The following is a 23,432-nucleotide window of genomic DNA, read 5'->3' on the forward strand; positions in this document are numbered from 1 at the left end:
CCGCAGGAGCAGAAGAGTCATGACCGCAGATCTCGTCCCCGCACAGAGCACACCCACCCCCTCGACCTCACCCGCACCCACCACCGCGGCCGCGCGCAAGCAGCGCATCCGGCGCCGTCTGGAGCGGCTGATCGGCATCGCCGCCACCGAGGGGAACAAGCTCACCGCCCTGCGCAACGGTGACGAGATCTTCCCCGCGATGCTCAAGGCGATCGAGAACGCCGAGTACACCATCGACATGATGACCTTCGTGTACTGGAAGGGCGACATCGCGCGGGACTTCGCGCTCGCGCTGGCCGCCCGTGCCAGGGCCGGGTTGCGGGTGCGGCTGCTGCTCGACGGGTTCGGCAGCCGCCTCATCGACAAGGAACTCCTCGCCGAGATGGACGCGGCCGGGGTCACCGTCGCCTGGTTCCGCAAGCCCCTGCGGCTCTCCCCGCTCAAGCAGAACCACCGCTGCCACCGCAAGGCGCTGATCGTCGACGAGGAGCGGGCGTTCACCGGCGGTGTGGGCATCGCCGAGGAGTGGTGCGGGGACGCCCGCAACCCGGACGAGTGGCGGGACACCCATGTGGAGGTGCGCGGCCCCGCGGTGGACGGGATAGCCGCCGCGTTCGCCCAGAACTGGGCGGAGTGCTCCGACGACCTCTTCGACGGCCACGACCGCTTCATCGAGCACACCTCGCCCGGCGACGCCGTGGTGCAGGTGGTGCGCGGCTCGGCGAGCTTCGGCTGGCAGGACATGCAGACCCTGCTGCGGGTGGTGCTGGAGTCGGCGGAGGTACGGGTGCGACTGGCCACCGCGTACTTCGCACCCGACCCCTACTTCATCGAGCTGCTGTGTGCGACGGCCCGGCGCGGTGTCGAGGTGGAGCTGCTGCTGCCGGGCCCGTACACCGACAAACGGGTGTGCCAGCTGGCCGGCGAGCAGCACTACGAGGAGCTGACGGCGTGCGGGGTGAAGATCTGGCACTTCCAGCCGACCATGATGCACGCCAAGATCATCACTGTGGACGGGGTGGCCGCCCTGACCGGTTCCACCAACTTCAACCGCCGCTCGCTCGACCACGACGAAGAGGTGATGCTGGCGGTGCTGGACGAGGAGTTCACGGCCGTGCTGGACACCCACTTCGACGAGGACGTCACGCGCAGCGAGCTGATGGACGGCGGCAGATGGCGGCGCCGGGGCACGGTGCAGCGGCTGCGGGAAGCGGCGGTGACGCCGATCCGCCGGTATTTGTGACGCTCACCGGCCGCTCTCGGGAGCTTTGTTCTCGGGAGCTTGGTTCTCAGGCGCTCGGTTCTCAGGCGCTTCGTTCTCGCCGCCGAAGCCGGGGTCGGGCCGTACCGCGTCCGTGATGCCCGCTCTGGCGGCCTCCAGCTGGGCGGCGAAGGCGATGCCCAGGAAGAGGGCGACACCGGTCAGGTTGGCCCACAGCAGCAGGGCCACGAAGGCGGTCAGCGGCCCGTACACCGCCCCGAAGGTGCCGCTGCGGGCGACGTAGAACGCCAGCAGCCAGGTGGACCCCACCCACAGCACCAGATGCACCGCCGACCCGAACGCCAGCCAGGTGTAACCGGGCTGGCGCCTGCGGGGCGACCAGCGCAGGATCACCGCCGAGGCCACCCACGCCAGCAGCACCCCGGCCGGAATGTCCATCGCGTGCCACCACCCGAGCCATGACTCCGACCACCCCAGCGCCTCCACCAGCGCGTCCCCGACCGCGTCGCCCGCCACCAGCCACAGGAACCCGAGCACCATCGGCAGGCCCCCGGCCAGCGCGAGCAGCAGACTGCGGCCGTACTTGTGGGTGAAGGGCCGGTCGCGTTCGATGCCGTAGATCCGGTTGGCGCCCCGCTCTATCTGTGCCATCGCGGAGGTCAGATTGACGATCGCGAAGATCAGCCCGGTCCACATGGCGACGGCCGTCCAGGCGCTGGAGGCGGCACTGCGCCGGGTCTCGTCGAAGGCGTCCTCGATGAGACCCGTACTGTTCCCCGGCACGATATGACCCAGCGTCAGCTCGACGACGCGCCCCACGCCGTCCGTGTGCACGGTGGCCGCCGCACCGACCACCGCGATCAGGAACGGCACGATGCCGAGCACCACTTGATAGCCCAGCGAACGTGCGTGGCTGAACCCGTCGGCGTACCGGAACCGTGCGAAGGCGTCGAGCAGCAGCTTGCGTCCGCCGTAGTGGCGCAGTGCCATCAGCGCTTCGTCGCCGGAGAGTTCCTCCCCGATCATGTCCCGGGTCTGCGGCACATGAACAGCTGTTCCCATTCAGGCAGGTTATCGCCCGGTGCCGCTACTCGGGGCGGCCTCCCCCTGGAATGATCGGCGGACTGGCCAGCCGTACGAGTTCCAGGGCCTGGTCCGGGAACCAGTCACCGGCCTTGGGGTCGACGGTCCCGCGCTCCGGGTCCTTCGGGCCCCCGGTACCGCGCAGGCACAGCCCGTCCGACTCCCCCGGCGTCTTGATCCACAGTTTGGCGTCGTGCAGCGGGTCGCCGGTGCGGGTGGTGGGGCGCACCCCCAGGCCGCGGCCCGGCGGGTTGCACCAGTCCTGCGGGTCGGTGTACTTCCCGGCGGGCGGCACCCACGCCCCCTTGCCGTTGCGGCTGGTGTCCGTGACGAAGTGCTTCATCTTCGAGGGGGGTGTCTTGACGTTCTGCTCCAGCCAGGCCTCGGCCTCCGGGCGCGGGCCCTTCTGCGACGGGCAGGACTCGGCCTTTCCGCCCTCCTCCACATACGCCAGGCAGGACGAAATCAGCTTGCCGTACCAGGAGTTGGAGGAGTCGGTCTGGTAGTTGGAGGCGTTGGTGTAGAAGCCGGTGGCGTTCTTGATGCCGCCCTTGATCAGCCGGGGCACGATGCTCGCGACGTCGTGCCAGCCTGCGTGGCCGGTGTCGAGGTAGACGCGGGTGTGACGCAGCGCGGCGAGTGTGTTCACCGCGTGGTTCACCTCTTCGTACCGGGCGGCCGTCTTCGTGCCCTGCCCGTCGTCCTGACCGCAGTCGGAGGGGATCAGGGCGAGCGCGTCCGGCTCCAGGACCACCAGCGCGTCGCGGTTCCCGATGCCGCGGGCCACGCCGTCGATCCAGGCCTTGTACTCGGCCGTGTTGCCCGCGCCACCGCCGGAGTAGCTGGAGCAGTCCCGGCCCGGGATGTTGTACAGAGCGAAGACCGGCATCGACCCGTCCTCGGCCGCCTCCCGGACCGTCGCCCTGGCGTCCCTCTCGACCGCCGCCGGACTCTGGTCGCCGTACCAGACGGCATGCGGGGTGCGCACCGTCGCGATGATCCCGGCGGCCTCCCTGAGGCCCTGCCGGGTTCCGCCGTTGGTGAGTCTCAGGGCCTGCTTGTACGCGTCCGGGTTGGCCAGCGGCGTATAGAGCCGTGGGCTGCCGACCAGCGCGGGAGCCACCTGCGCCGGCCCTCCGGCAACGGGCTCCGGCGCCCCGGAGGCGGCACCGGACGTCATCGCCCAGATGGTCCCGGCCGCGAGCGGGGGCAGTGCGACAAGAGCGAGCGTGCTACGGCGAAAGGTCCTTGCGGGCCGGGTGTGCTGAGCGGGACGCAGGGTCGGCACGGCACCCGTCTGCGGTGTGTGCCGGTCGCGCTGCGTGGGTTCCTCGGGGCGCATGGGTCACTCCTGGGTCGCATGGACGTGCGGGAGCGGTTCCCGCACGACAGTTGCCCAGGGCCATGTGCGCGTCAAGGGTGGGGGACCTACGGGTGTTCCTGGGCCGCGAAATCACGGTGCATCAGATGAGGCCACAGCGCAGGGTGGGACGGCTGTTACAGAGCCGGACGGGTGAGCCAGGGGCTGACGAGGGATCAGAAAAGCGCGCCAACCCCCTGAACACTTCCCGCGCCCCCGAAGCGCGCGTCCTGGGGGCGCGAGGAACCGCGCGACCAGCCCCCTCCCCCGGAGGGAAACCTCAGGCGACCGAACCTATCCGCCCCACCGTCCCCTTCGACGGATCGTGGTGAATCGGCGTATGCGCCCCGGTCAACGACACCCCGCTGCCACCCCTCCGCGCCGCAACGATCTCCGCCGCGATCGAAAGTGCCGTCTCCTCCGGCGTACGAGCCCCGAGATCCAGCCCGATCGGCGACCGCAGCCGCGCCAACTCCAGCTCGGTGACCCCTACTTGACGCAAACGCTCATTGCGATCCAGGTGCGTGCGCCGCGACCCCATCGCCCCGACGTACGCGACCGGCAGCTTCAGCGCCCGCTCCAGCAACGGAACGTCGAACTTCGCGTCGTGGGTCAGGACACACAACACGGTCCGCCCGTCGACCTCGGTCGATGCGAGATACCGGTGGGGCCAGTCGACGACGATCTCGTCCGCCTCGGGAAAACGCGCGGCGGTGGCGAAGACGGGACGGGCATCGCAGACGGTGACCCGGTAGCCGAGGAACTTGCCGACCCGGACGAGGGCCGAGGCGAAGTCGATCGCCCCGAAGACGATCATGCGGGGCGGCGGAACGCTCGACTCGACGAGGAGTGTCAGCGGCTGCCCGCAGCGCGAGCCGTCCGCTCCTATGGTGACGCCACCGGTGCGGCCCGAATCGAGCATCGCGCGCGCCTCGGACGCCGCCGTACGGTCCAGTTCGGGGTGTCCGCCGAGCCCACCCTCGTCACGCCCGTCGGGGTGGACGAGCAGGGCCCGGCCGAGCAGTTCCCGCGGCCCCTCGGTGATGCGGGCGAGGGCCGCTGCCGCCCCCTGCGCGGCAGCGGCGAACGCCGAGGCGTAGATCTCCCGGGCCGGCGCGTCACGACGTACCGGAGTCACCAGGATGTCGATGACGCCGCCACAGGTGAGACCGACCGCGAAGGCGTCCTCGTCGCTGTATCCGAAGCGCTCGACGACCGACCGCCCGTCCTCCAGCGCCTGTTGGCACAGTTCGTAGACCGCGCCCTCCACGCATCCCCCGGAGACCGACCCGATGGCCGTGCCGTCACTGTCGACGGCAAGGGCGGCACCGGGCTGCCGGGGCGAGCTTCCGCTGGTCGCCACGACCGTGGCGACGGCGAACTCTCGACCCTGCCGGGCCCACCGGTCGAGCTCTTCGGCGATGTCCAGCATGACGGTCTCCTTCGACAGGTCGGGGGGAAGTGTGGAGGGCTGAGTGACATGTGGCTCAGGGGTACGACTACCCGACGCCGAGCCAGTTTTCGATCGGGTGGAGGGCGAAGTAGATGACGAAGATCGCCGTCAGCGCCCACATGAGGGCACCCAGTTCGCGTGCCTTGCCCTGGGCCACCTTGATGACGGTCCAGGCGATGACGCCCGCGGCGACACCGGTGGTGATGGTGTAGGTGAACGGCATCAGGACGACCGTGAGGAACACCGGGATGGCGGTCGCGCGGTCGGCCCAGTCCACGTGGCGGGCGTTCTGCATCATCATCGCGCCGATCACGACCAGGGCGGCGGACGCCACCTCGGCGGGAACGATCGCGGTGAGCGGGGTGAAGAAGATGCAGGCCGCGAAGAAGAGACCGGTGACGACCGCGGAGAGACCCGTACGGGCACCCTCCCCGACGCCCGTCGCGGACTCCACGAACACCGTCTGGCCGGAGGCTCCGGTGACACCGCCGATGGCACCGCCGGCGCCGTCGACGAACAGCGCCTTGGACAGGCCCGGCATGCGGCCCTTGTCGTCGGCGAGCTTGGCTTCGGTACCGACGCCGATGATGGTGGCCATCGCGTCGAAGAAGCCGGCCAGCACCAGGGTGAAGACGATCATGCCGACGGTCAGGACGCCGATGTCGCCCCAGCCGGTGAACTCGACCTTGCCGAAGAGCGAGAAGTCCGGCATCGAGACCACGCCGTCCAGCGCGGGCGGACGCCCGTTGCTCCACTCCTTGGCCGGGGTCGGGGCGATCGCGTTGACGATGACCGCGATGACCGTGCCCACGACGATGCCGATGAGGATGGCACCGGGGATGTTGCGGGCCTGGAGCGCGAAGATCAGCAGCAGGGTGACGGCGAAGATCAGCACCGGCCAGCCGGCGAGTTCACCGGCCGGGCCCAGCGACAGCGGAGTCGCCTTGCCCGGGTGCACGAAACCGGCCTTGACCAGCCCGATCAGGGCGATGAAGAGGCCGATGCCCATGGTGATGCCGTGCTTGAGCGCCAGCGGGATGGCGTTCATGATCATCTCGCGCAGCCCGGTGACGACCAGGAGCATGATCACGACGCCGTACATGATGCACATCGCCATGGCCTGTCCCCAGGTCATGTTCGGTGCGACCTGCGAGGCGAGTACGCCGGAGACGCTGAGACCGGCCGCCAGAGCGAGCGGAACCTTGCCGACGAAGCCCATCAGGAGGGTGGTGACGGCCGCCGCGAACGCGGTCGCGGTGATCAGTGCCGCGTTGCCGAGCACACCGCCCTTGGCGTCAGGACCGCTGAGGATCACCGGGTTGAGCAGGAGGATGTACGCCATCGCCATGAAGGTGGTGATGCCGCCGCGGACCTCACGGGCAACGGTGGACTGGCGCTTCGTTATGTGGAAGTACCGGTCGAGCCAGGACCGGCCGGCGGGCTGGCGCGAACCCGCGCCGGCGTCCTCCGCCGTGGTCTTCGGCTCAGTGGACTGCTGGGTCATGGTGCCTTGTCTCCCAAGGTTCAAAGGGGCATCCGCGGAACGCCCGAGGAAGAGCGGGCCGCGAAATTCGGGGACTGTACGAGGGCTGCACGACCCGGAGGACGGTCCGAGACGAAAGCGCATGGAGCGGAACCCGCACGATGCGGGATGCGGGGTGACACGTGGTGCGACTGCCGCTAGCGGTGCGGACTTTGGGCCCCGGGCGACGGGGCGGAGGGAAGTGTGACGTTCCTGGAGGCGGCGGCGCCCGGGGAGCTCTGGGGCGGGCCCGACGGGTGGGTCAGGACCCGGGGGGCGGAGTGGGGATCACCTGGGGGGATCGCCGGTGATCCCCGCCCCGCCCACGGGGATCAGGTCCCCGTCAGGTGCTCGGGCCGGACCGGGGTCCGGTTGAGCTCAAGACCCGTCGCCTGGCGAATTGCCGCCAGCACAGCGGGAGTTGACGACAGGGTGGGCGCCTCGCCGATGCCGCGCAGTCCGTACGGCGCGTTCTCGTCGGCGAGTTCGAGTACGTCGACCGGGATGGTCGGTGTGTCGAGGATGGTCGGCAGCAGGTAGTCCGTGAAGGAGGGGTTGCGCACCTTCGCGGTCACCGGGTCGACGACGATCTCCTCCATGACGGCGATGCCCATCCCCTGGATGGTGCCGCCCTGGATCTGGCCGATCACCGACAGCGGGTTGAGCGCCTTGCCGACGTCCTGCGCACAGGCCAGTTCGATGACCTTGACCAGGCCGAGCTCGGTGTCGACCTCGACGACGGCACGGTGCGCGGCGAAGGAGTACTGGACGTGGCCGTTGCCCTGTCCGGTACGCAGGTCGAAGGCCTCGGTCGGCCGGTGCCGCCACTCCTCCTCGACCTCGACGGACTCGTTCTCCAGTACGTCGACCAGGTCGGCCAGTACCTCGCCGCCGTCGGTGACGACCTTGCCGCCCTCCAGGAGCAGCTCGGCGGTCGCCCAGGCGGGGTGGTACGAGCCGAACTTGCGCCGCCCGATCTCCAGTACCTGCTCGCGGACCAGCTCGCAGGAGTTCTTGACCGCACCGCCGGTGACGTACGTCTGACGGGAGGCCGAGGTGGAGCCGGCCGAACCGACCCGGGTGTCCGCCGGGTGGATGGTCACCTGGGTGACACCCAGCTCGGTGCGGGCGATCTGCGCGTGGACGGTGACGCCGCCCTGGCCGACCTCCGCCATCGCGGTGTGGACGGTCGCCACGGGTTCGCCGTTGATGACCTCCATCCGGACCTTGGCGGTGGAGTAGTCGTCGAAGCCCTCGGAGAAGCCGACGTTCTTGATGCCGACCGCGTAGCCCACACCCCGTACGACGGACTCGCCGTGCGTGGTGTTGGAGAGCCCGCCGGGCAGTGCGCGGACGTCCGCCTGCTCGCCGGCCGCCAGCCACTGCTGCTCCGGCGGCATCGGCATCGCCTTGATCCGGCGCAGCAGCTCGGCCACCGGGGCGGGCGAGTCGCAGGGCTGGCCGGTCGGCAGCAAGGTGCCCTGCTCCATGGCGTTGAGCTGCCGCAGCTCCACCGGGTCCATCTCCAGCTTGGCCGCCAGCTTGTCCATCTGTGCCTCGTAGGCGAAGCACGCCTGGACCGCGCCGAAGCCGCGCATGGCGCCGCAGGGCGGGTTGTTGGAGTAGAGCGCGATGGCCTCGATGTCGACGTCCTCGATGACGTACGGGCCCACGCTGAGCGAGGACGCGTTGCCGACGACGGCCGGGGAGGCCGAGGCGTAGGCGCCGCCGTCGAGCACGATGCGGCACTTCATGTGGGTGAGCTTGCCGTCCTTGGTCGCCCCGTGCTCGTACCAGAGCTTGGCGGGGTGGCGGTGGACGTGCCCGAAGAAGGACTCGAAGCGGTTGTAGACCATCTTGACCGGCTTGCCGGTGGCCACCGCGAGCAGACAGGCGTGGATCTGCATCGAGATGTCCTCGCGCCCGCCGAAGGCTCCGCCGACGCCCGAGAGCGTCATCCGGATCTTCTCCTCGGGCATGCCGAGGACGGGGGCGATCTGCCCGAGGTCGGAGTGCAGCCACTGGGTGGCGACATAGAGGTCGATGCCGCCGTCCTCGGCGGGCACCGCGAGACCGGACTCCGGGCCGAGGAAGGCCTGGTCCTGCATCCCGAAGGTGTACTCGCCGCTGACGATGACGTCGGCCTTCTTGGCGGCCTCGTCGGCGTTGCCGCGGACGATCGGCTGGCGGTGCACGATGTTGGGGTGCGGGACGTGCTCCGCGTGGTGGTCGTCGCGGTTGTCGTGGACCAGGATCGCGTCGGGTGCGGTCGCGGACGCCTCGTCGGTGATGACCGGAAGCTCGCGGTACTCGACCTTGATCTTGGCGGCGGCGCGGCGGGCCGTCTCCGGGTGGTCGGCGGCGACCAGCGCCACCGGCTCCCCGTGGTGGCGCACCTTGCCGCAGGCGAGCACCGGGGTGTCCTTGAATTCCAGGCCGTACGTCTTCTGCGCGGTCGGCAGGTCGTCGTACGTCAGAACCGCGTAGACGCCGGAGGTGGCGAGCGCCTCGCCGATGTCGATGGACACGATCTCGGCGTGCGCGACCGTGGAGCGCAGGGTGTGGCCCCACAGCATGTCCTCGTGCCACATGTCCGAGGAGTAGGCGAACTCGCCGGTGACCTTGAGGGTGCCGTCCGGGCGGAGCGTGGACTCGCCGATGCCGCCCTTGGTCTTGGTGCCCTGGTTGATGTTGGTGGGGGTGCCGGTGACGCCCATGGTGCTAGACCGTCTCTTCCTGGTGTTCCTGGCGGGCAGCCGCGAGGCGTACCGCGTCGAGGATCTTTTCGTAGCCGGTGCAGCGGCAGAGGTTGCCGGACAGCGCCTCGCGGATGTCCGCGTCGGACGGGGAAGGGTTGCGCTCCAGCATCTCGTCGGCGGCGACCAGCAGGCCGGGGGTGCAGAATCCGCACTGGACCGCCCCCGCGTCGATGAACGCCTGCTGGATCGGGGCGAGCTCGCCCTGTTCGCCGGTCCTGGAGTCACCGGGCTTGGCCTGCCAGCGCTTGGCCGAGTCCAGCGACGTACCGCCGCCGCAGGCTCCGCCGATGCCGCACGCGCCACCGGGGTGGGCGTCGTCGCGGTGCTTGGAGTAGTCGGCGAGGCCCTCGACGGTGACGACCTCGCGGTCCTGCACCTGCCCCGCGGCGACCAGACACGCACACACCGGGACACCGTCCAGGCGGACCGTGCAGGAGCCGCATTCGCCCTGCTCGCAGGCGTTCTTGGAGCCGGGGAGGCCCATGCGCTCACGAAGGACGTAGAGCAGGCTCTCGCCCTCCCAGACGTCGTCTGCTTCCTGCGGACGGCCGTTGACCGTGAAATTGACGCGCATGATCAGGCAGCTCCTTCAAGGGTGGCGGTGCCGGCGGAGCGGTACTGCTCCCAGGTCCAGCCGAGCGTGCGGCGGGCCATGATGCCGACCGCGTGGCGGCGGTACTTCGCGGTGCCGCGCACGTCGTCGATCGGGTTGCAGGCGCCGGAGGCGAGCTCCGCGAACTGCTTGGCGATGGACGGGGTGATGATCTTGCCGCTCTCCCAGAAGCCGCCCTCTTCGAGGGCCGCGTTCAGGAAGTCCTCGGCCGCGCGGGCGCGCAGCGGGGTGGGTGCGGCGGAGCCGATGCCCGTCTTCACCGTCCGGGTCGCGGGGTGCAGGGCGATGCCGAAGGCACACACCGCGATCACCATCGCGTTGCGGGTGCCGACCTTGGAGAACTGCTGCGGGCCGTCCGCCTTCTTGATGTGCACGGCCTTGATCAGCTCGTCGGGCTCCAGCGCGTTGCGCTTGACGCCGGTGTAGAACTCCTCGACCGGGATGAGCCGGGTGCCGCGTACGGACTCGGCCTCGACCTCGGCGCCCGCGGAGAGCAGGGCGGGGTGCGAGTCACCGGCCGGGGAGGCGGCGCCGAGGTTGCCGCCGACGGATCCGCGGTTGCGGATCTGGGGCGATCCCACGGTGTGGGACGCGAGCGCGAGCCCGGGGAGCTCGGCGCGCAGGTGGTCCATGATCTGGGTGTACGGAACGGAGGCGCCGAGAATCACGTTGTCCTGGCCCACCTCCCACTCCCGCAGCTCACCGATGCGGTTCAGGTCCAGAAGGTATCCGGGACGTCGGTGGTCGAAGTTGATCTCGACCATCACATCGGTGCCACCCGCGATGGGGACAGCGGTGGGGTGCTCGGCCTTGGCGGCGAGCGCCTCCTCCCAGCTGGCGGGGCGAAGGAAGTCCATGAGTGGCTCTCTCTTCGTGTTCGGGGGCGACTGTTCAGTTACGGCCACCGCGTGACATCGGACCCTTGTGCAATGTCCTGTTCATGTGGTGGTGGCCCAAGTAGACAAGCCGTGTGCAGCCCGGTGCAGTCACCGAAACACTGAAGGAGTTGGCTGGTCGCCGTAAGCATCTTGTAGATTCGAACGAAAGACGGGGATCAGCAACCTCTCCGTAATTCACAGTTTTCACCGACCACACGGCTACCGGTGCCTTCCGGCCGGTCCGACGAGACAGAACGGCGGCGACACGACGATGCGGCTGCGCGCCCTGCTGGAAACCGAAGCGCTCGGCCTGCGCCTGCTGGGCGGCGAGGACGAACTCGACCGCACGGTGCGCGGCGTCATGACCACCGATCTGCGCGACCCGAGCCGCTATCTCGCGGGCGGCGAGCTGGTCCTGACCGGCCTGGCGTGGCGCCATGTGCCGGAGGACTCCGAGCCGTTCGTACGGATCCTCGCCTCGGCCGGTGTGGTCGGGCTCGCGGCGGGCGAGGCCGAGCTGGGCAGCGTCCCCGCCGACCTGGTCGAGGCCTGTGTCCGTCACCGGCTGCCGTTGTTCTCGGTGACCGAGGCGGTCGCCTTCGCGACGATCACCGAGCATGTCGTACGGCAGGTCTCCGGCGAGCGCGCCGGGGATCTGGCCGCGGTGGTGGACCGGCACCGGCGGCTGATGACGTCGGGCCCGACGGGCGGCGGCCCCGAGGTGGTCCTGGACCTCCTCACCACCGATCTGGATCTGCACGCCTGGGTGCTCTCCCCGGTGGGCCGGCAGATCGCAGGTTCGGACACTCCGCTGCCCCTGGGGGTGGGCCCGGCGCTGGCCGCCGAGCACCTGGCCGCCAGCCGCACCGGCCGCCGCAGCCCGCACCGGGTACTGCTCGGCGGGACGACGTACTCCCTCTTCCCGATCCGGGACGCGAGCCGCCCCGAGAGTGCCGCGCTGGCCGGCACGGCCGCCTCCCGTGACGTGCGCGAGAGCGTGCTGTCGGACTGGCTGCTGGCGGTGGAGGCCGACGCGGGCGACTGGCCGGCGGCCCGGCTGGACCTGCTCCAGGGCGTCACCCAGCTGATCTCCGTGGAGCGCGACCGCAGGGACGCGGCCCGTACGGTGCGCCGCAGGCTCGCCCAGGAGGTCCTGGAACTGGTCCAGGCAGGTGCCGCACCGGCGGAGATCGCGGCCAGGCTGCGGGTGGCGGCCCCGGTGCTGCTGCCCGGTCTCGGTGCGGCGCCGCACTGGCAGGTCGTGGTGGCGCGGGTCGAGTGGGACGGCGGGGCCGTCGAGAGCGGTCCGGCGGCGCAGGCGCTGCTGGAGGAGATCCTGGTGGATCCCACCATTCCGGCGGACTCGATGGCGGCGGCCGCCGAGCCCGCCGACCGGATCGCGGTGGCGCACAGCGGTGAGGAGGCCATCGCGCTGGTGCCGCTGCCGGCCGTCTCCGCCGACGTACCGGAGGGTGACGAGAGCCCGGGGCTGCATGCGGAGACGCTGCTGGCCGCCGTGCAGGCGCCGTTGTCGGGCGGGCTGTCGGACGACGGCCGGCTGACGCTGGGGGTGAGCGCGCCGGTGCACTCGGCGGAGGGGCTGCGCGGGGCGTTGGAGGAGGCGCGGCACGCCCGCCGGGTCGCCGCCGCGCGTCCGGGGCGGGTGGCTGCCGCCGGGCACCACGAGCTGGCGTCGCACGTGCTGCTGCTGCCGTTCGTGCCGGACGACGTGCGCCGCGCCTTCACCGCCCGGCTGCTGGACCCGCTGCGGGACTACGACCGCCGCCACCGCGCCGAGCTGATTCCGACGCTGGAGGCCTTCCTGGACAGCGACGGCTCCTGGACGCGCTGTGCGACCCGGCTCCACCTGCACGTCAACACACTGCGCTACCGGGTCGGCCGGATCGAACAGCTGACGGGTCGTGATCTCTCCCGGCTGGAAGACAAATTGGACTTCTTCCTGGCCCTGCGCATGAGCTGACGGCGAGCCGCCTTTCGAAGTGCGGCCCCCAACTGTCAAGTGGGGAGCGCCCTTTGTGAAAACATTCACCCGGACCCTTGGCCCGATGGTCATTTCATGCTGTGATGCGCGCACGGCCGCATGCCCGACAGACGTTCACCGAACATCCGGTGAACGCCCGACGGATGTCGCAGCGGCCGGACTTCACAGCTCGATGGCGCGCTCGGGGAGGGCAATGTGGCGGACACCGCCATGTCGGATTCCGGTTCGGGAACAGGGGAGCTCGGTACGGAGGGGGCGTTCGAGGGGGGCGCCGGACCACTCCAGACGGCGGTGTGGCGACTGAGGTCGCGCGGCTGCTGGGCGGACGCGGCGGCGCTGCTCGCCTCCCGCCCCGGGGCGAAACCCGCGCTCCAGCGGACGGCGCTGCTGGTGGAGCGCTGTCTGTTCACCGAGCAGGGATGGGCGGAGGCCGAGGAGGCGCTGCGCGGCGCGGAGGCCCTCGCCAAGGACGACGACGAGCGGGGCCAGGCGGCCTGCGAGCGTGGTCATCTCGCTTACGCCTCAACGGTGTTGGGGGTACGGGACCGGGCCGACGAGGCACGTTCCGCACTGGGCCGGGCAGCGGCCCTGCTGCACCCGAACTCCGCCAACCGCCCCCTCCTGGACTTCCGCAGGGGCCTGATCGCCGAACACCTCTCCGACTCCCCGGAGTCGGCCAAGGCGGCGTACCGGCGCGCCCACGCGGGCGCCACCACGCACGACAAGCCCCTGCTGCTCTCCTTCACCTGGCGCCACCTCGCCGGACTCGCCCTGCGCGAGGGCGAGCTGGCCGAGGCCAGGCACGGCTTCACCGAGTCCCTGCGCATACGGGAGGAACTCGGCTATCTGGTCGGCACGGCCCCGGCCCTCGCCGCCCTCGCCGAGGCCCAGCCGGAACCGGAGGCCACCCGTCTGCGTACCGAGGCCACCCGCCTCTTCCACCTCCTGGACGGCGTCCCGACCTGGCTGGCGGCCCAGCTCGCCCCACCGGCGGCGACGGCCTGACACCCGGGTGCCGCAGCGTCGGCACCCGGGCCGCCCTAGTGGGCGCTCGTGAAGTGTTCCCGTACGAGTGATTCCACCACCTGGAGGTCCTGGGCGATCAGGGCCTCCAGGAGGGCCAGGTGCTCGGCGGCGTCCGCCACCAGATCCGCCCGCCGGGACGCCGGCGCACCCAGCAGCGGCCACTGCGACCTGCGGTGCAGATCAGCCGCGACGCTCACCAGCTGGCGGTTGCCGGAGAGCCCCAGCACCGCCCCGTGAAAGGCCAGGTCCGCCTCCGCGTAGGCCGCCCGGTCCCCCCGTGCCGCGGCCGCCGTCGTCGCCTGGGCCGACGGGCGCAGGGCGCACCAGCGTTCGGGGCTGACCGTGCGGGCCAGCCGCAGCATGACCGGCACCTCGATCAGCGCCCGCACCTCCGCGAGATCGCAGAGGTCGGACTCGGCGCGCTCGGTGACGCGGAAGCCCCGGTTGGGGACGACCTCCACCGCGCCCTCCAGGACCAGCTGCTGCATGGCCTCGCGGACCGGGGTCGCGGAGACCCCGAAGCGGGCGCCGAGGACCGGGCCCGAGTAGACCTCGCCGGGCGCGAGCTCGCCGCTGACCAGGGCGGCGCGCAGGGCGTCCAGGATCTGACCGCGCACGGAGTGCCGCACCAGACGCGTCGCCCGGGGGCCGTTGTGGGTGTGCTCACCACGCGCGTCGCCCCGCACTTCACGACGCACCTCACCACGCGCCTCGCCGGACACCCCACCACGCGCCTCGCCCGCCCCACGGGCACTCCCCTGCCTCGGCTGCCCCGGCGCCCGCTCGGCCGCGCGGGCTCGCCCTCGGGGCTGCTCCACCTGGTCCACCTCCGTTGTGCGGGCTTATGTCCCTGTGCAGCCTAGGTGGCACCTCCCGCAGTTCAAACCTCCCACAGATCGGGTAAGGTAAGGCTTACCTGCACTCGGCCCGTGATTCGATTCGGTGGTCCCCTGCATGACCGTCCCCGCTCTGCTCCCCTCCGGCGCCGCGCGCCCTGCCGCCACCTCCCCGGTGGCGGACTCGTACGCGCGCCTCACCGAGGTGTTCCCGAGTCTGGTCGTACGGGAGCTGACGGACGGCGAGAGCGCCCCGCGCGGGGGCGGCTGGGTCGGCGCCGACGAGCTGGCGACGGGCGGGGCGGCCCTGGACGCGTTCCTCGGCTGGGACAACGCACAGGTGCTGCGGGACTACGGGCAGCAGGCCCGGCCCGACGTCATCGCCAGTTTCGGTCTTCACCGGTACGCGTGGCCCGCCTGTCTGCTGGTGACCGTTCCGTGGTTCCTGCACCGCAGGGTGCCCCGGGTGCCCGTCGCGGACGTCGCGTTCCAGCGGGTGCTGGGGCGGATGACCGTACGGGTGGAAAACTTCGCCTGTCTGCCCGGCGATCCGGCGGCGGCACTGCCCGGCGCTCGCGTCGTACCGGACGAAGCGGCCCTGCGGGACGAGGCACGGGCGGCGCTCGCCGAGCACCTGGAGCCGGTGCTGACCGGATTCGGGCCGCGGATGCGGCGGCGGTCGCACGCACTGTGGGGCATGGCGACCGACGAGATCGTCGAGGGGCTCTGGTACGTCGCCCATCTGCTCGGCGAGGAGCAGCGGGCGATGGCGGAGCTGGAACTGCTGCTGCCCGGCGCGACGGCCCCGTACCGCGCCTCCGCGGGCTTCCGCGAGCTGACCGGTCCGAACGGCGAATCGCTGCCCACCCGGGACCGCGCCACCTGCTGTCTCTTCTACACCCTGCGCCCCGACGACACCTGCGTCACCTGCCCCCGGACCTGCGACGCGGACCGGGTCAGGAAGCTGATCACGGAGCCCGTAACCTCCGGCTGATCGCCACGCCACTCGTGCGGGTGGCGCAATTCGAACTCAACTCGCCCCACGGGGGCGGGCGTTCGAGTTTTTGCCACCTATCCGCATGGTGCGGAGTCCCGATGGCGTTCTCTTGTCCCGAATCCCCTTGTGCGCCTCACGCGGTGGGCCAATATGTCGCCGAAACGCACTGAGCGCGATCCGCGGCCCGGCCGCATGCGCTGACGCAAAGGGACTCCGCAATGAGAATGACCGACATATCGCTGGACTGGCTGCTGCCTGGCGTCGTGATGATCGCGGGTGTACTGGCGGCGGTCGCAGTCGTCGCGCGTGGCAAGCGGGCGGGCGACAAGGCCGCCGCCTCCCAGGAGGATTCGTGGGAACGCAGCGAGGAGCGGCGCAGAAGGAAGGAGGCCTTCTACGGGAGCGCTTCCTATGTGCTGCTGTTCTGCTGCGCCGCGGTCGCCGCCGCCCTGTCCTTCCACGGGCTGGTCGGCTTCGGGCAGCAGAATCTGAACCTGTCGGGCGGCTGGGAGTACCTGGTGCCGTTCGGGCTCGACGGGGCGGCGATGTTCTGCTCCGTGCTCGCGGTGCGGGAGGCCAGCCACGGTGACGCGGCGCTCGGCTCCCGGCTCCTGGTGTGGACGTTCGCCGGGGCCGCCGCCTGGTTCAACTGGGTGCACGCACCGAGGGGGTTCGGGCACGCGGGTGCCCCGCACTTCTTCGCCGGTATGTCGCTCTCGGCGGCGGTCCTCTTCGACCGGGCGCTCAAGCAGACCCGCCGTGCGGCACTGCGCGAGCAGGGCCTGGTGCCCCGGCCGCTCCCCCAGATCCGGATCGTCCGCTGGCTGCGGGCGCCCAGGGAGACCTTCGGGGCCTGGTCGCTGATGCTGCTGGAGAACGTTCGGACACTGGACGAGGCGGTCGACGAGGTCCGCGAGGACCAGCGGCAGAAGACGCAGAACCGTCTCCGCAGGCGGGAGCACGAGAAGCTGGAACGGGCCCAGTTGAAGGCCATCAACCGCCAGCACCGTGCCTGGGGGCGCAACCGTGGCGGCCGTCAGGTCGATGTGACACCCCTGGGTTCCGCCGGATCGGGCTCCGCGCCGCACGCCGTCGCGGAGCCCGCCATAGCGGAGCAACTGCCGCTTCGCTCCCGGCCCTCCCTCCAGGCCGTGAAAGGCGCTGGGACCAAGGGAGTTGAGACCCGTACCGTCGACCTGACCGCCGAGGACGACACCCAGGCACTGCCCCGGCTCGACTCACTGGAACAGAAGCTCAAGGACCTTGAGCAGCAGTTCGGTTAGCCGCCACGGCGCACCCCGCGGGGTACGCCGCCGCACAGGAGAAGCGTCGGGGGTCCGGACCGGTCACGCACCGGCCGGGCCCCCGTCGAGTTCGAACCACACCACCTTGCCCAGGCCCCTCCCCTGCATCCGTACGCCCCAGGCGTCCGCGAGTGCCTGGACCAGGAGCAGCCCGCGGCCGTGGGTGCTCTCGTCGCAGTCCGCGAGCTTGGGTTCCGGGAGACGTTCCAGGTAGTCACGGACCTCGACCCGGAGCGTGGAGCGGTGGAGCGTCGCGGTGAGTTCCGCGTCGCAGTCGGTGTGGATCAGCGCGTTGGTCACCAGTTCGCTGGTGAGCAGCTCCGCCACCTCGGCGCAGCCCGGGCGTCCCCAGTGCCGCAGCAACTCGCGCAGCGCGCGCCGCACTTCGGGCACAGCGGTCAGATCCGCCCGGCCCAGTCGGCAGCACAGTCCGGTGTACTCCTCGCCCGCGGCGCCTCGCTCCCCCGTACCGCCCACCCTTCCTTCGCCACCCCTGGTCCCGCCCGGCCTCGATTCACCCGCGGCCGTACGGCCGTGTGTCCTCGGCCCAGCCCTGCCCGGATGCTGTCTCGTCATAACCCCCACCCACACCCCGGTCCGACCCTTTCTGCTCGAACACCCTCACGGAATGGATGCCCATCCCGGGAGACGACACTCATGTCCGGTAGGGGCGGCGTAGGGGCCGCACGGCACGTTTCGCCCCTTCGCCCGAGGCGCGGCTGTCGTTCCCGGCGTACCCCATGCGGGAGGTGACGCCCTCCGGACGTACGGGTGCCCGGTCCTCCCGGCGAGCGAGGACCGGGCACCGGTCGTTCACGTTCCGCACAACGGCGGTCAGTTGGGTCAGAGGAGGCGGAGACCGGAACCCGGATCCAGGTCGACGTCGAGGCCGAGTGCGACGGCCAGGTCGGCGTCCACGTCGATGATCGCGTTGACGGCCGTGCCCACCACGACGTCGCCCTCGATGCCGGCGAAGACGCGGGTGCCGAGCCCGGCGTCGAGCAGGACCAGGGCGTCGGCGTCCAGGACCAGACCGCCGTCGAACAGGACCGAGGCCTGGACGCTGCCGTGGGCGTCGATCACCGCGTCGGCGATCATGCCGAGCTTGACACCGGCCCTGGAGCCCACGGTGGCGGTACGGCCGCGGAGCCGGCGGCGGGCGCGACGGCCGGAGCAGCGGCGAACGCGGCAGGGGCGGCGAGGGAGGTGAGGACGGCGACGGCGACGGCGGCCGCGGAGATGCGGCCGAATCGACGGGTGGAAGACATGCGCGTCACGGACCCTTCCAGGGGGCTGAAGTACGGATGATCACTTGATCGGAAGTACTTCCGCGGGCTGGCGCGCAGGCCAGCCGTGAGCGACCGGTTCCACCCGTACGGCCCCTTGCGGCATGCGCCGCCACCGTTCCCTCGTACGGCGTACCCCCGTTCGCCCCGACGCTACGGGCGCGGGACGTTGCGCAGGTTGGAGCGGGCCATCTGGACCATCCTTCCGACGCCGCCCTCCAGCACGATCTTGCTTGCGGAGAGCGCGAAACCGGTGACCATTTCGGCCTTGATGCGCGGCGGGATGGACAGCGCGTTGGGATCGGTGACCACGTCGACGAGGGCCGGACCCTTGTGCTTGAAGGCGTCCTTGAGGGCGCCCGCGAGGTCCTTGGGCTTCTCGACGCGCACCCCGTGCGCCCCGGCGGCGCGGGCGATGGCCGCGTAGTCGGTGGCGTGGTGGGTGGTGCCGTACGAGGGCATGCCGTCGACCAGCATCTCCAGTTCGACCATGCCGAGGGAGGAGTTGTTGAAGACGACGACCTTCACCGGGAGGTCGTACTGCACCAGGGTGAGGAAGTCGCCCATCAGCATCGAGAAGCCGCCGTCGCCGGACATCGAGACGACCTGGCGGGAGCGGTCGGTGAACTGGGCGCCGATGGCCTGCGGGAGCGCGTTGGCCATCGAGCCGTGCGAGAAGGAGCCGATCACCCGGCGCTTGCCGTTGGGCGTGAGGTAGCGGGCCGCCCAGACGTTGCACATGCCGGTGTCGACCGTGAACACGGCGTCCTCGTCGGCGAGTTCGTCGAGGACCGAGGCGACGTACTCGGGGTGGATCGGGGTGTGCTTCTCGACCTTGCGGGTGTACGCCTTGACCACGCCCTCCAGCGCGTCGGCGTGCTTCTTCAGCATCTTGTCGAGGAAGCGGCGGTCGGACTTGGCGCGTACCCGGGGGGTCAGACAGCGCAGGGTCTCGCGGACGTCACCCCAGATGGCCAGGTCCAGCTTGGTGCGCCGGCCGAGGTGTTCGGGGCGTACGTCGACCTGGACGGTGCGGACGTTGTCGGGGAGGAAGTCGGTGTACGGGAAGTCGGTGCCGAGCAGGATCAGCAGGTCGCACTCGTGGGTGGCCTCGTAGGCGGCGCCGTAGCCGAGCAGTCCGCTCATGCCGACGTCGTACGGGTTGTCGTACTGGATCCACTCCTTGCCGCGCAGCGCGTGGCCCACCGGGGACTTGATCCGCTCGGCGAACTCCATCACCTCGGTGTGTGCGCCCGCCGTGCCCGCCCCGCAGAACAGGGTGATCCGGTCGGCGTCGTCGATGAGCTGGGCCAGCTTGGCGACCTCGGCCTCGCCGGGGCGGACGGCCGGGCGGGAGGTGGCGAGGGTGAGGTCGCCGCCGTCCTCGCTGACCGGTTCGCCCGCCACATCGCCGGGGAGGGTGACGACGCTGACGCCGTTGCGGCCGACCGCGTGCTGGATGGCGGACTGCAGGACGCGCGGCATCTGCTTGGTGGAGGAGATCAGCTCGCTGTAGTGGCTGCACTCCTGGAACAGCTGCTGGGGGTGCGTCTCCTGGAAGAAGCCGGTGCCGATCTCGCCGGAGGGGATGTGCGAGGCCAGCGCGAGGACCGGGGCGGCGGACCGGTGGGCGTCGTACAGGCCGTTGATCAGGTGCAGGTTGCCGGGGCCGCAGGAGCCCGCGCAGGCGGCCAGTTTGCCGGTGACCTGGGCCTCGGCTCCTGCCGCGAAGGCGGCGGTCTCCTCGTGCTTGACCTGGATCCAGTCGATGGACCCGTTGCGCCGGATCGCGTCGACGATGGGGTTGAGGCTGTCTCCGACGACTCCGTACAGGCGCTGGACTCCCGCCTGGACGAGTGTGTCGACAAACTGCTCCGCCACCTTCTGCTTGGCCATGGCCGGGTCACACCTCTCGGGACGACGGTCCGCCGGGACGACGGTTCTGTGGTTCTCCTCCCCCGCCTGTCCCATCAACCCATGAAATATGCGCTCATGCCCGTCGAGAGTCTCTGTGCTTTTGCATGCCCTCCATCTGGACATATCGACAGAATGGCCCGCCTTCGACTGCGTTTCTGCGGCTACGTCTCCCAGACCGCGACCGCCGTCCGGTCGTCGGCGTATCCCTTGACCCGTAGGGACATGTCGGCGAGGTAGCCGGCCAGACCGGGGACGTCCGGGCCTTCCCAGCGTGCGGCCAGCTCGCCGGCGAGGGCGGGCTCGCCGCGCAGCGGTTCCGCGAGGCCCGCGCTGCACAGCAGCAGCGTGTCACCCGGCCGGGCCACCGAGGCCCGGAACCGGAAGAGCGAGCTGGGCGGCACGAGGTCCACGTGCGGGGCGGGGCCGGTGGTGATACCGAGGTCCATGGTGAGGCGGTCGCCCTGCGGAGTCTGTTCGGGGTCGTCCTGCTGTGTGACGTCGGATGCCGTTTCTTCGGGGTTCGTCGGTACGGCACCCAGGTTTGTCGGTACGGCGCCCAGGTTTGTCGGTACGGCGCCGAAGCCGACCACCGGGGCGCCGGTGAGCGCGTCGGGGCGCGGCTCGGGGGGCTCTATGTCCTGCCAGACCCCGTCACGGAGCCGCAGCAGACCGCCCTCGCCGACACCGAAGAAGATCCGGGTCCGGCAGTCGGGGTCGGCGGGGAGCAGCAGGCAGCGCAGGTCGGCGGTGTACTCGCCGGGTTCCAGGCCGAGTTCGGCGGCGCGGGCCCGGAGCTTGCCGAAGCTGCGGTCGGTGAGGCGGTGCAGGCCCGACTTGAGGTCACCGCGGCGACCCGCCCTGATGTCCTCGGCGAGGCGGGAGTGGCTGCGGCCGACGGCCCCGGCGATCCAGTCGCAGGCGTCGGCGGCGGCGAGGTGGGCGCACTCGGACGCGCGGGCTCCGCCGGCCACGGCGACCAGCACCAGCCCGTTGACACCGTCGCCGAACCGGGCGACGAGCAGGGCGTCACGCCGAGGCTCACCGCGGTAGCGCGCCGAGTCGCCGCGCACCGAGCCCGCACGCAGGGTGTACGAGCCGTACCGCGCCCCGTCGAGCACGGTGTCGGGGACAAGGGCGTCCAGGTTGTTCGGATCGGCGGTGACCAGCGCGGTGGGCTCGGGGTCATAGGTGGGCGGACCGTCACCGATGTGAGCGGTGGCGGGCCGCGGAGCGGGCGAGACCGGAGGAGCGGCCGAGGCGAGGGGGGCGGGAGGCGCGGTAGGGGCGTCCCACTCGGCGGTCGGGGTGCGGCTGGGGGGCGGGGGCGCGGTGCGCTCGGGGGGCGGGGCTTCGTGTGGGGGGTCTGCTGGGTCGGGGGGTGGGGGTGCGGCGGCGCGTGGGAGGCGGGGCTGTTCCAGGGGAGCGGGATCGCGTGGGAGGTGTGGCTGCCCGGGAGGTGGGGCTGCGGCGGCGCGTGGGAGGAGCTGCTCAAGGGGTGTGGGTGCGGCGTCGCGTGGGGGTGCCGGGGGCGGGGTCGTGGGTGGTTCTTCGGCGAGGCCGTCGTCCCAGGCCGGGAAGGAGGTGGGGAGCGGGGGGAGGTCTCGGCGGGGGGCCTCGGCTCGTGGCTCGTCGCGGGTCTCGGACCCGGTCTCGGACCCGGTCTCGGCTCGTGGCTCGTCGCGGTTTTCGGTCCAGGTCTCGTCGCCGGCCTGAGCCCGGCTTCCGGTCCAGGTCTCGTCGCTGGCCTGAGCCTGGCTTCCGGCCCAGGTCTCGTCGCCGGCCTGCGCCCGGCTTCCGGCCCAGGTCTCGTCGCCGGTCTCGGTTCGATTTTCGGCCCGGGTCTCGTCGCGGGTTTCGGTACGGGGGCGGGGAGGCGGGCGGTGGGAGGTGTTGGCGGGGGTTGTGGCCGGTGGTTCCCAAGGTCGGAGTGTGGTCCAGGGAGGTTGGGGTTCGTCGCGGTGGGCCGCGGATTGGGCGGGGTGTTCGTCGTCGGGGACGGGAGAGTCAGCCGGGTCGGTTGTGGGGGCGGGGGCTGCGGGGGTGTCCCGGATGACGGCGCCGGTGGGGGCCGTTGGGGCGTCGGGGTCCTGGGGCGCGGCCCGGTCCGGGTCCGGGGTGGGGCCGCCGATGCGGGGTGCCGGAACGGGGCCACGGGGGGCGGCGGGTTCCGTGGGCTCGTCCCACAGGCGTCGGGTGCGGCGGGCGCCGCCCGCGCGGGGGTTGGGCGCAGGGGGCGGGCCGGGGGGTGCCGGGGGCGGTCCCCATGTCGAGGTGGTGGCGGGGTCGACTCCCGCGACCGGGCGCGGGTCCGGCCATCCGGTCGGGTCCTGTACGGGCTCCTCGTCCCGTACCTCGTCGGCCGGATCGTCCCGCCGGGCTTCCGCGTCCGGGGCAACTCGCGCCCCACGACGCGGAGTCGGCAGCCACGCGTCCCACTCCCGGGTCGTGGTGCGCCGGGGCTCCGCGCGCGGATCGGGGCCGAAGGTACGGGGCGGGGCATCGGGGGCGGGAGGCTCCCAGGGCGCGGGCGAGGAATCGGTGCGTGGAGCGGAAGCGGGCGGGGGTCCCATCCGGGGGGCGGGAGCGGCCGAGCCATCCGCTTGGGGGGAGTCCGCCGGGGGGCGTGGCGCCGGGGCCAGTGCGCCCGTGTCCGGAGCCGGTCCGGGGCGGGGCTCCGGCCCCACGCCCGGGGCCGATACGCCGATGTCCGGGGCCGGGGCCGGGCCGGGGCCTGGTTCCGGCCTCGCTCCCGGGGCCGCCCGTCCCGTAACCCGTCCGTCGAACGGATCCGCCGGGCCCGCGCTCCGATCCGGCCCCCGCCGCGGAGCGGAGTTCGAGTCCGATCCTGCTCCTGCTCCCGCGCCTGGAGGCACACCCCAGACCGAATCGCGGACCGTTTCCCAGGCCGCGTCCCGCGCCGAAGGTGAATCCGCGACCGACACCGCGTCCGGACCCGCGTCCGGCACCGAGTGCGGGTCCGCACCCGGACCGGCACCCGGGTCCGCGGCCGAGTCCGATACCTCATACGGACCGGCATCCGGCACCGCACCCGGCCCGGCGTCCCACACCCCGCCCCGCCCCAGAGGCGGACCAGGTGGCTCCCCGGCCGTTGCGGCGGACGGCTCCCCCGTCACCGCGTGGCCCGGGCCGGGGGCCCCCGTCTCCCCCTGCCCC

Annotated in this window: 17 protein-coding genes and 1 pseudogene; 5 read left to right on the top strand and 13 right to left on the bottom strand. The window is 71.5% G+C overall.

From position 1 onward, the window contains the following. Window positions 1–19 precede the first annotated feature (19 nt). The gene (locus tag ACIA73_RS26460) at window positions 20–1,243 is read left to right on the top strand and encodes a phosphatidylserine/phosphatidylglycerophosphate/cardiolipin synthase family protein (protein WP_399441210.1); all 1,224 of its coding nucleotides are present in this window, start codon (window positions 20–22) and stop codon (window positions 1,241–1,243) included. 81 nt (window positions 1,244–1,324) lie between these two features. Here the strand turns inward: ACIA73_RS26460 and ACIA73_RS26465 are convergent. From ACIA73_RS26465 to ACIA73_RS26495, 7 genes and pseudogenes are all read right to left on the bottom strand, one after another. Further along, a pseudogene (locus ACIA73_RS26465) lies at window positions 1,325–2,284 on the bottom strand (YihY/virulence factor BrkB family protein); the annotation flags it as partial. Window positions 2,285–2,309: 25 nt separating this feature from the next. Continuing rightward, window positions 2,310–3,647, bottom strand: a complete 1,338-nt coding sequence (locus tag ACIA73_RS26470) for a glycoside hydrolase family 6 protein (protein ID WP_399441211.1) — start codon at window positions 3,645–3,647, stop codon at window positions 2,310–2,312. Between the two features lie 298 nt (window positions 3,648–3,945). Continuing rightward, window positions 3,946–5,097 carry an XdhC family protein gene (locus ACIA73_RS26475; RefSeq protein WP_399441212.1) on the bottom strand — a complete coding sequence of 384 codons (1,152 nt, stop codon included), beginning with the start codon at window positions 5,095–5,097 and terminating at the stop codon, window positions 3,946–3,948. Between the two features lie 67 nt (window positions 5,098–5,164). Further along, window positions 5,165–6,622 carry an NCS2 family permease gene (locus ACIA73_RS26480; protein ID WP_399441213.1) on the bottom strand — a complete coding sequence of 486 codons (1,458 nt, stop codon included), beginning with the start codon at window positions 6,620–6,622 and terminating at the stop codon, window positions 5,165–5,167. 350 nt (window positions 6,623–6,972) lie between these two features. Continuing rightward, a complete protein-coding gene (locus ACIA73_RS26485) occupies window positions 6,973–9,357 on the bottom strand; it encodes a xanthine dehydrogenase family protein molybdopterin-binding subunit (RefSeq protein ID WP_399441214.1) in 2,385 nt (794 codons plus the stop codon). A 4-nt stretch (window positions 9,358–9,361) separates the two neighbouring features. Then, a complete protein-coding gene (locus ACIA73_RS26490; protein ID WP_399441215.1) occupies window positions 9,362–9,973 on the bottom strand; it encodes a (2Fe-2S)-binding protein in 612 nt (203 codons plus the stop codon). 2 nt (window positions 9,974–9,975) lie between these two features. Further along, window positions 9,976–10,869, bottom strand: coding sequence for an FAD binding domain-containing protein (locus ACIA73_RS26495; RefSeq protein WP_399441217.1), 894 nt, complete (start codon window positions 10,867–10,869; stop codon window positions 9,976–9,978). Between the two features lie 292 nt (window positions 10,870–11,161). Between ACIA73_RS26495 and ACIA73_RS26500 the strand changes: the two genes are divergently transcribed. Next, window positions 11,162–12,871: a PucR family transcriptional regulator gene (locus tag ACIA73_RS26500; RefSeq protein ID WP_399441219.1), complete on the top strand. Its 1,710-nt coding sequence runs from the start codon at window positions 11,162–11,164 to the stop codon at window positions 12,869–12,871. Window positions 12,872–13,087: 216 nt separating this feature from the next. Beyond that, the gene (locus tag ACIA73_RS26505) at window positions 13,088–13,897 is read left to right on the top strand and encodes a hypothetical protein (RefSeq protein ID WP_399441220.1); all 810 of its coding nucleotides are present in this window, start codon (window positions 13,088–13,090) and stop codon (window positions 13,895–13,897) included. Window positions 13,898–13,932: 35 nt separating this feature from the next. Here the strand turns inward: ACIA73_RS26505 and ACIA73_RS26510 are convergent, their stop codons facing one another. Beyond that, entirely contained in the window at window positions 13,933–14,736 is an 804-nt protein-coding gene (locus ACIA73_RS26510) for a GntR family transcriptional regulator (protein WP_399441221.1), read from the bottom strand. Between the two features lie 136 nt (window positions 14,737–14,872). On the opposite strand from ACIA73_RS26510, the gene ACIA73_RS26515 reads away from it, so the two are divergent. After that, the gene (locus ACIA73_RS26515) at window positions 14,873–15,748 is read left to right on the top strand and encodes a (2Fe-2S)-binding protein (RefSeq protein ID WP_399441222.1); all 876 of its coding nucleotides are present in this window, start codon (window positions 14,873–14,875) and stop codon (window positions 15,746–15,748) included. Between the two features lie 221 nt (window positions 15,749–15,969). Beyond that, window positions 15,970–17,034 (top strand): DUF2637 domain-containing protein, encoded by a 1,065-nt coding sequence (locus tag ACIA73_RS26520; RefSeq protein WP_399441223.1) that lies wholly within the window; start codon window positions 15,970–15,972, stop codon window positions 17,032–17,034. A 63-nt stretch (window positions 17,035–17,097) separates the two neighbouring features. Here ACIA73_RS26520 and ACIA73_RS26525 read toward each other — a convergent pair whose 3' ends face one another. The 5 genes from ACIA73_RS26525 to ACIA73_RS26545 form a co-directional block, all read right to left on the bottom strand. Next, window positions 17,098–17,532, bottom strand: a complete 435-nt coding sequence (locus ACIA73_RS26525; RefSeq protein ID WP_399441224.1) for an ATP-binding protein — start codon at window positions 17,530–17,532, stop codon at window positions 17,098–17,100. Window positions 17,533–17,898: 366 nt separating this feature from the next. Beyond that, window positions 17,899–18,153: a hypothetical protein gene (locus ACIA73_RS26530; RefSeq protein WP_399441225.1), complete on the bottom strand. Its 255-nt coding sequence runs from the start codon at window positions 18,151–18,153 to the stop codon at window positions 17,899–17,901. Then, entirely contained in the window at window positions 18,150–18,323 is a 174-nt protein-coding gene (locus ACIA73_RS26535; RefSeq protein WP_399441226.1) for a hypothetical protein, read from the bottom strand. The genes ACIA73_RS26530 and ACIA73_RS26535 overlap by 4 nt, the downstream gene beginning before the upstream one ends. A gap of 171 nt (window positions 18,324–18,494) precedes the next feature. Next, entirely contained in the window at window positions 18,495–20,237 is a 1,743-nt protein-coding gene (locus ACIA73_RS26540) for a pyruvate dehydrogenase (protein ID WP_399441227.1), read from the bottom strand. Window positions 20,238–20,419: 182 nt separating this feature from the next. Next, entirely contained in the window at window positions 20,420–22,828 is a 2,409-nt protein-coding gene (locus ACIA73_RS26545; protein WP_399441228.1) for a protein phosphatase 2C domain-containing protein, read from the bottom strand. Window positions 22,829–23,432: the final 604 nt, after the last annotated feature.

It is taken from the genome of Streptomyces sp. NPDC051561, assembly GCF_044454195.1.
Taxonomy (GTDB): Bacteria; Actinomycetota; Actinomycetes; order Streptomycetales; family Streptomycetaceae; genus Streptomyces.

What these genes read in the sequence shown, in the direction of transcription:
- ACIA73_RS26460 (WP_399441210.1), top strand. Translation starts at nt 20, where the DNA reads ATGACCGCAGATCTCGTCCCCGCACAGAGCACACCCACCCCCTCGACC.
- ACIA73_RS26470 (WP_399441211.1), bottom strand. Translation starts at nt 3,647, where the DNA reads ATGCGCCCCGAGGAACCCACGCAGCGCGACCGGCACACACCGCAGACG.
- ACIA73_RS26475 (WP_399441212.1), bottom strand. Translation starts at nt 5,097, where the DNA reads ATGCTGGACATCGCCGAAGAGCTCGACCGGTGGGCCCGGCAGGGTCGA.
- ACIA73_RS26480 (WP_399441213.1), bottom strand. Translation starts at nt 6,622, where the DNA reads ATGACCCAGCAGTCCACTGAGCCGAAGACCACGGCGGAGGACGCCGGC.
- ACIA73_RS26485 (WP_399441214.1), bottom strand. Translation starts at nt 9,357, where the DNA reads ATGGGCGTCACCGGCACCCCCACCAACATCAACCAGGGCACCAAGACC.
- ACIA73_RS26490 (WP_399441215.1), bottom strand. Translation starts at nt 9,973, where the DNA reads ATGCGCGTCAATTTCACGGTCAACGGCCGTCCGCAGGAAGCAGACGAC.
- ACIA73_RS26495 (WP_399441217.1), bottom strand. Translation starts at nt 10,869, where the DNA reads ATGGACTTCCTTCGCCCCGCCAGCTGGGAGGAGGCGCTCGCCGCCAAG.
- ACIA73_RS26500 (WP_399441219.1), top strand. Translation starts at nt 11,162, where the DNA reads ATGCGGCTGCGCGCCCTGCTGGAAACCGAAGCGCTCGGCCTGCGCCTG.
- ACIA73_RS26515 (WP_399441222.1), top strand. Translation starts at nt 14,873, where the DNA reads ATGACCGTCCCCGCTCTGCTCCCCTCCGGCGCCGCGCGCCCTGCCGCC.
- ACIA73_RS26520 (WP_399441223.1), top strand. Translation starts at nt 15,970, where the DNA reads ATGAGAATGACCGACATATCGCTGGACTGGCTGCTGCCTGGCGTCGTG.
- ACIA73_RS26530 (WP_399441225.1), bottom strand. Translation starts at nt 18,153, where the DNA reads ATGATCGCCGACGCGGTGATCGACGCCCACGGCAGCGTCCAGGCCTCG.
- ACIA73_RS26535 (WP_399441226.1), bottom strand. Translation starts at nt 18,323, where the DNA reads ATGTCTTCCACCCGTCGATTCGGCCGCATCTCCGCGGCCGCCGTCGCC.
- ACIA73_RS26540 (WP_399441227.1), bottom strand. Translation starts at nt 20,237, where the DNA reads ATGGCCAAGCAGAAGGTGGCGGAGCAGTTTGTCGACACACTCGTCCAG.
- ACIA73_RS26545 (WP_399441228.1), bottom strand. Translation starts at nt 22,828, where the DNA reads ATGGGACCCCCGCCCGCTTCCGCTCCACGCACCGATTCCTCGCCCGCG.